This window comes from Hymenobacter agri, assembly GCF_054778495.1.
Genome location: NZ_BAAGZM010000168.1, coordinates 1 through 7,694 on the forward strand (window position 1 = coordinate 1; position 7,694 = coordinate 7,694).

5 protein-coding genes and 1 riboswitch are annotated in these 7,694 nt (G+C 61.7%); all 5 genes read right to left on the reverse strand.

Going from position 1 to position 7,694, the window contains the following annotated elements:
- A partial coding sequence (locus tag ACYVDE_RS10365; protein WP_460501438.1) for a hypothetical protein occupies positions 1–397 on the reverse strand: 397 nt, incomplete at its 3' end.
- Between the two features lie 56 nt (positions 398–453).
- Positions 454–963 carry an energy transducer TonB gene (locus ACYVDE_RS10370; RefSeq protein WP_460501440.1) on the reverse strand — a complete coding sequence of 170 codons (510 nt, stop codon included), beginning with the start codon at positions 961–963 and terminating at the stop codon, positions 454–456.
- 684 nt (positions 964–1,647) lie between these two features.
- Positions 1,648–2,604 (reverse strand): methylenetetrahydrofolate reductase, encoded by a 957-nt coding sequence (gene metF, locus ACYVDE_RS10375; protein ID WP_460501441.1) that lies wholly within the window; start codon positions 2,602–2,604, stop codon positions 1,648–1,650.
- Positions 2,605–2,721: 117 nt separating this feature from the next.
- Complete coding sequence (gene metH, locus ACYVDE_RS10380) at positions 2,722–6,417, reverse strand: methionine synthase (protein ID WP_460501442.1); 3,696 nt, start codon at positions 6,415–6,417, stop codon at positions 2,722–2,724.
- A gap of 72 nt (positions 6,418–6,489) precedes the next feature.
- Positions 6,490–6,598, reverse strand: a riboswitch (SAM riboswitch).
- 364 nt (positions 6,599–6,962) lie between these two features.
- On the reverse strand, positions 6,963–7,694 hold a 732-nt coding region (locus tag ACYVDE_RS10385), incomplete at its 5' end, for a molybdopterin-binding protein (RefSeq protein ID WP_460501443.1).

Sequence of the window (7,694 nt, forward strand, 5' to 3'; positions counted from 1 at the left end):
CGTAGTCCCAGTCGCGGTCGGTCCAGGCGGCGCGCTGGGCGCGGGTTTCGCGTACCAGCTGGCCGTAGGCGGCCGGCAGGTCCTGGGGCGTGAGGGAATTAATCTGGCCGTTGTAAGGCCCAAGCAGCTTGGCTTCCATGGCCAGTTGCTGGCGTGGGTCGAGGGGGCGGGCCCGGCGGGTACGGTTAGCTTCATTATAAGCCGCCGTGGCTTTGCCGATGCGGGCCAGCTTGTGCGTGGCCGTGCGGGCGGCGCTGTCCAGCTCGCGGCCGGCATTGCGGGCCGCTGCCCGCCGCTCATTCGGCGTCGAGTCGCAGGCTGCCAGCAAGGCTGCCGCCAGCAGCGTACCCGCAAAAGTCTTCAGGCCCGGCAGCGGACGACGCAATTCTTCTTTCATAGCGCAAACACAGTAGTGAGGTCGCAAATGACGGTAAAAAAGGCCGTCTGTGCCCGCTACTGCTGCGCCAGCCGGAAGGTTAGTGTCAGTTCGTATTCGGCCACGATGTCTTGGCCCGCCACCTGGGCCGGCACCCACTCATCGGGAATGCTTTTCACTACGCGCATCGCCTCCTGGTCGCAGCCCGCGCCAATGCCGCGCAGCACGCGATGATTGGTGGCTTTGCCCTGCGTGTCAACCGCGAAGCCAATCGTGACCTGGCCCTGCACGTTGCGGTCCTGAGCCTGCTGCGGGTATTGCAGCTGCGTGGTGAAGGCCGCCAGCGCCGCGTCGCCGCCAATGAACAGGGGCGGGCGGTCTACCATCCGACGTTTCCACTGGCCGGGCGCCAGCTCGGTATTAAACGTCAGGTCTCCTGAAGGCCGGTAAAACAGCAGTTTTTTGGCCGAATGGTCGTAGCGCTGCACCACCACCATCTCCTTCGAAGCCGTGATGCCATAATATTCCCACACGCCCACCTTCGTCCGCTTGTCGAGCATGCCGCTTTCCCACTTGGTAGTATGCATTTTCTGGGCCCGAACGGGAGCCGCACTGCCTATTGCCGCTACAATAAATAGAGAGTAAATATAATTTTTCATATCAAAAGGGTGGGTTTGAAGGAAATTGCAAGAGTAGCGGAAAGCACAAACGATGCTCGAAAACGTTTGCGGGCTTGCAAGATACTATAAAGTTCTATTCGCTGATTTGCGTTGCGCTGTTTTTTTTGTGGTTGCAACTGCGCCGGCTGCTTACGGGCCTTCCTGATGCAGTCGTGCAGGTATTAGGTAACTCACTGATGATAGGCAGGCTATACATGGAGCCGGCGTAGCCGTTGCGCCAACTCCGGAGACGGCCAAATGCGGAGGCGTTAATGAGTGTACACTTTGTTGGTAATGTAAAAATTATATTTTTAAGAAATATTGTTGTGCTTTTTTTGGGCCAATGAAAAAAGTGCCAGCGCGGTAAAAGCACATTTGGGCATACGTTTGCCTTAGTGTAAAACCGAGCTGTTATAGCTTTTTGATTGTAATTAATTGACGTTTGATAGTTAATATATAGTATAATTACATCCCCTTGGGAAGTATAATTTTCAGGTACTGCCAGAGTGATGACACTGGGTTGTTGCCGGACACGAAAAAGCCGGCAGCTATTCAGCTGCCGGCCATTAAATAGCTCGTGCAAAAAAGAGATGTACGGAGCGTTTATCCGGGCTAAAACAGCTCGGCCGCCACGCGCCGGATGCTTTCCGACTTGCCCATGCTGTAGTAGTGCAGGCAGGGCACGCCGTGGGCCATCAGCTCGCGGCTCTGGTTCAGGCACCACTCGATGCCCACGGTGCGGGCCGCCTCGTTGTCGCGGCACTGACTGATGGCTTCTACCAGCGGCTCGGGCAGGTTGAGGTAGAAGGAGCGGGGCAGCATGGTGAGCTGGCTCTTGGCCGTGAGCGGCTTCAGGCCCGGGATGATGGGCACGGTGATGCCCGCCTCGCGGCACTTCTGCTCGAACTTGAAAAACTCCTCGTTGTCGAAGAACATCTGCGTTACGATGTAGTCGGCCCCGCGGTCCACCTTGTGCTTCAGGTAGCGGATATCGGCGGCGTAGTTAGGCGCTTCGAAGTGTTTTTCGGGGTAGCCGGCCGTGCCGATGCAGAAGTTGGTGGCCCAGGTATCGTCCTGTTCCTCGTCCAGATATTCGCCCTTGTTCAGGTTGGCCACCTGGCCGATGAGGTCGCAGGCGTAGGCGTGCCCGTCGGGCTCGGCCTTGAAAACGCCTTCCGACTTAATCGGGTCGCCACGCAGGGCCAGCACCGAGTCGATGCCCAGGAAGTGCAGGTCAATCAGCGCGTTCTCGGTTTCCTCCTTCGTGAAGCCGCCGCAGATGAGGTGCGGTACGGTGTCCACGTCGAAGCGGTTTTTGATGGCCGCGCAAATGCCCACAGTGCCGGGGCGGCGGCGCACGGTTTTCTTCTCCAGCAGGCCGTTGGGATGGTGGCGGTACACGTACTCCTCGCGGTGGTAGGTCACGTCGATGAACGGCGGCTTGAACTCCATCAGTGGCTCAATGTTCGAGAACAGGTTGTGGATGTTCTCGCCCTTCTTGGGCGGCAGCACTTCGAAGGAAAACAGGGTCTTGCCCTTGGCGCGGGCCAGGTGGTCGGTAACTTTCATATGGGTAACCCCACCCCCGGCCCCTCCCCACGGGGGAGAGGTGCTAGGCGATGCACTGGGGCTTTTGAGATAGATAGTACAAAGCCCCTCCCCCAGCGGGAAGGGGTTGGGGTGGGGTTATTTCGGCTCGTAGTTCAAATTCGGCATCAGCCAGCGTTCCAGCTCGGCGGTGGCCATGCCCTTGCGGTGCGCGATGTCGCTCACTTGGTCGAGGCCAATGCGGCCGAGGCCGAAATAGCGCGAGTCCGGGTGGGCGTAGTACAGGCCGCTTACTGAGGAAGCCGGGTACATGGCCAGGTTTTCGGTGAGGGTGATGCCGGTTTTCGCGCCCGCGTCGAGTAGCTGGAACAGGGTGATTTTCTCAGTGTGGTCGGGGCAGCCGGGGTAGCCGGGGGCGGGGCGCACCCCGCGGTATTTTTCCTGCACCAGCTCTTCGCCGGTGAGATGCTCGTCGGGTGCGTAGCCCCAGAACTCGCGGCGCACCCGCTCGTGCAGGCGCTCGGCGAAGGCCTCGGCCAAGCGGTCGGCCAGGGCCTTCACCATGATGCTGTAGTAGTCGTCATGGTCGGCCTCGAACTGTTCAATCAGCTTTTCGATGCCGATGCCGGCCGTTACGGCGAAGCCGCCGAGGTAGTCGGCGCGGCCGCTTTCCTTCGGCGCCAGGAAATCGGAGAAAGCGAGATTGGGAATTTTCGGCCCTTTTTCGCCCTGCTGGCGCAGCGTGAAAAACTCGGTGGCCACGGCCTCGCGCGAGTCGTCGGCGTAGACTTCGATAGTGTCGTAATCCTTCGTGTTGGCGGGCCAGAAGCCCAGCACGGCGCGGGCCGTGAGCAGCTTCTCGTCAATGATTTTCTTCAGCATGGCCTGCGCATCGGCGAAGAGCTTGGTGGCGGCTTCGCCCAGCGTTTCATCCTCCAGAATGCGCGGGTAGCGGCCTTTTAGCTCCCAGGTGTGGAAAAAGGGCGTCCAGTCGATGTACTCGGCCAGCTCGGCGAGGTCGTAGTCTTCGAGCACTTTGGTGCCGAGGAAGCTGGGCTTGGTGATGGAAACCGTGTTCCAGTCCGATTTGAAGCCGTTTTCGCGGGCGGCTTCGATGGGAAGGTAGTTTTTTTCGCGCTGGCGGCTGGCGTAGTCGGCGCGCAGGGCGGCGTAGTCGTCGGCCACCGTCTGGGCGTAGGCGCGCTCGCCCGAGCCGAGCAGGCCGGCGGCCACGCCCACCGAGCGCGAAGCGTCATTCACGTGTACCACGGGGCCGCTGTACGACGGCGCGATTTTCACGGCCGTGTGCAGGCGCGAGGTAGTGGCGCCGCCGATGAGCAGCGGAGTCTTCATGCCACGCTTTTCCATGGCCTGGGCCACGTATACCATTTCGTCGAGCGAAGGCGTGATGAGGCCGGAGAGGCCGATAACATCTACTTGCTGCTTCTGGGCTTCGTCCAGAATCTTTTCCAGCGGTACCATCACACCGAGGTCCACGATATCGAAGTTGTTGCAGGCCAGCACCACGCCCACGATGTTCTTGCCGATGTCGTGCACGTCGCCCTTCACGGTGGCCATCAGGATTTTACCGGCCGTCTGGCGGTCCGAGCCTTGCTTTTCGGCCTCCAGGTAAGGCTGCAAATAAGCCACGGCCTTTTTCATCACGCGGGCCGACTTCACCACCTGCGGCAGGAACATTTTACCGGCCCCGAACAGGTCGCCCACCACGTTCATGCCGGCCATCAGCGGGCCCTCAATCACGTCGAGGGGCCGGGCCAGCTCCTGGCGGGCGGCCTCGGTGTCTTCGTCAATAAACTCGGTGAGGCCCTTCACCAGCGCGTGCGCCAGGCGCTCCTGCACCGGCAGGCTGCGCCATTCGTCGGCCTTCACCTCGGCTTTATCCTTTTGCTTGACGGTATCGGCAAACTCCACGAGGCGCTCGGTGGCATCGGCGCGGCGGTTGAGCAGCACGTCTTCCACCAGCTCCAGCAGGCGGGGCTCGATTTCGTCGTACACGCCAAGCTGGCCGGGGTTCACGATGCCCATATCCAAACCCGCTTTGATGGCGTGGTAGAGGAAGGCCGTGTGCATGGCCTCGCGCACCACGTCGTTGCCGCGGAACGAGAAGCTGATGTTGCTAATGCCGCCGCTGGTGAGCGCGCCGGGCAGGTTGACCTTAATCCAGCGCACGGCTTCGATGAAGTCGAGCGCGTAGTTGCGGTGCTCGTCCATGCCCGTGCCTACGGTCAGGATGTTGGGGTCGAAGATGATGTCGGCCGGGTCGAAGCCTACTTCCTTCGTCAGAATGTCGTAGCTGCGCTGGCAGATTTCGATGCGGCGCTCTAAGGAGTCGGCTTGGCCCTGCTCGTCGAAGGCCATTACTACTACGGCGGCGCCGTACTGGCGCACCGTGTGGGCCCGCTCGCGGAAGGCGGCTTCGCCCTCTTTCAGCGAAATCGAGTTCACGATGCTCTTGCCCTGCACGCATTTCAGGCCGGCTTCCAGCACGCTCCACTTCGAGGAGTCAATCATCACCGGCACCCGCGCAATGTCGGGCTCCGAGGCAATGAGGTGCAGGAAGGTGGTCATCACCTGCTCCGAATCGAGCATGCCCTCGTCCATGTTGATGTCGAGCACCTGCGCGCCTTCCTCCACTTGCAGGCGGGCCACGGCCAGCGCCTCCTCATACGCGCCGGTGCGGATGAGGCGGGCGAAGGCACGCGAGCCGGTCACGTTGCAGCGCTCGCCCACGTTCACGAACAGGCTTTCCTCTCTGATGGTGAACGGCTCAAGGCCGCTCAGGCGAGTGGAGGGCGTGAGTTCGGACGGAAGCTGGCGGGGCTGGTACTTCTCGGCCAGCTTGCTCAATTCGGCGATGTGCTGGGGCGTGGTGCCGCAGCAGCCGCCCACCACCGTCACAATGCCTTCTTTTAGGTACTCCTCCACCAGCGCAGCAAATTCCTGGGCCGACTCGTCGTAGCCACCGAAGGCGTTGGGCAGACCGGCGTTGGGGTAGGCCGAGATGTGCACGTCGGAAATACGACTCAGCTCTTGCACGTACTGGCGGAGCTGGTCGGCGCCGAGGGCGCAGTTCAGGCCCACGCTCAGCAAGGGCAGGTGGCGGATGCTGTTCCAGAATGCCTCCACCGTCTGGCCGCTCAGGGTGCGGCCCGAGGCGTCGGTGATGGTACCCGAAATCATAACGGGCACCACCCGGCCGCCTTCGTCGAAGAACTTCTGCACGGCGTAGAGGGCTGCTTTGGCATTCAGCGTGTCGAAGATGGTTTCAATGAGCAGCGTATCCACGCCGCCGTCCACGAGACCGCGCACTTGCTCTAAGTAGGCGGTGGCCAACTCATCGAAGGTCACGGCGCGGAAGCCGGGGCGGTTCACATCGGGCGAGAGCGAGGCGGTGCGGTTGGTGGGGCCCACCGCGCCGGCCACGAAGCGCGGCCGCTCAGGCGTGCTATACTCGTCGGCCGCCTCGCGGGCTAAGCGGGCCGACTCGTAGTTCAGCTCGTACACCACATGCTCTAAGCCGTAGTCGGCCTGCGCGATGGTAGTGCCGCTGAAGGTGTTGGTTTCCACCATATCGGCTCCGGCGGCAAAGTATTCGGCGTGAATGCCTTTGATGATGTCGGGCCGGGTGATGCTCAGCAGGTCGTTGTTGCCGCGCAGGGGTTTGGGGTGGTCGGCGAAGCGGGTGCCGCGAAAATCCTCCTCCGTGAGCGGGTGGCGTTGAATCATGGTGCCCATGGCACCGTCGAGAATCAGCAGGCGCTGGCGGAGCAGCTCGGGAAGCGGGGAGGGGGCGGCGAGAGTGGCAGTGGGCATTTCTTTTCTGGGTCGAATAGCTACAAAAGCGCGTATCCAGAAAGAAACCCGTGCGCAGGCGCACAGTTCCGGCTGTCATCTTCTTTCACCAAAAACGGCGGTGAAACGGGAGTTGGCACCTACTCGCGGTAGGTTGCCAAGACGTCATCGGGCCCGGTCCCTCGGTCTTTCTGGATAGCAGCTCAGGCAAAGATACGCGTCAACCCCGGAAAAGCGCTACCCGCTCCGGTGGACGTAGCAAGGCCCCGTTTCACGCCGCTAAATGGCGCAAAACGGGGCCTGTGGGGAAATTGTAGCGATGAAAGCTAGTCTTTCTTGATGCAGTTCGGAACGGTTTTGCCGTCCTTTTTCTTCGTGCCCTCCTGTTCGTAGCCTTTCCAGCAGGGGTCTTTCTTGGCGGTGCTCGTTTTCTTATTCGGCATGGGCGTAAAAAGCAACGTGGAAAAAGTAGATGGGAGCCAATGCGCCGGGCTCCATCCGTTACAGTCGCCGACGCTGCGACTCCCTTGCTCATACGGCCTGCTACGGCCGAGGTTCCAAAAAAATTACAGTGCCCACGCCGGCCACACGCTACCCGCCGCAAATACGGCCGGCTCGGGCGGCAGCTCCAGAAACGCGGTGGCCCCCACCAGCCCCAGCATGTCGCCCGAGCCGCCCACGGGCAGGGGCGTGGCCAGACGGCGGCCTTCGGCGTCCACGGTCAGGCGCACGGGCACGAAGTGGGTGAGAGCCGGCTTGAAGTTAATATCGACGGTGAGCACGGCCGGCTGCGGAGCTTCGGCCACGGCCAACGCAGTGCTGGTGTTGGCGGGCTGTTGCACGGCGGCCAGCCAAGGCCGCACGTAGCGGCAGGCCGTGATGAACGTGGACACCGGGTTGCCCGGCAATCCGAACACCACCGGCCCGCCCGCCCGCGCCCCAAACCACAACGGCTTGCCCGGCCGCTGCTGCACTTGGTGAAATATTTCCTCCACGTGCAGCTCGCGCAGCAGGCCCGGCAGATGGTCGGCGCGGCCCTTGCTCACGGCACCGCTCAGCACCACGGCATCGAAGCCGGCACCAAGGATTTTAGTGAGGCCGTCGCGCAGCTCTTCCACATTATCGGAAAGATGAAACAGCGACACTTCGGCCCCCGCCTGGGCAAAAAGTGCCTGCAGCGCATACACATTGGAGCGCCGAATCTGGTGGGGCAGAGGCGTGGCGCCGATGCCCACCAGCTCGTCGCCGGTGCTCACCACGGCTAGGCGCGGGGCGCGTAGCACGGCCACTTCGGCCGC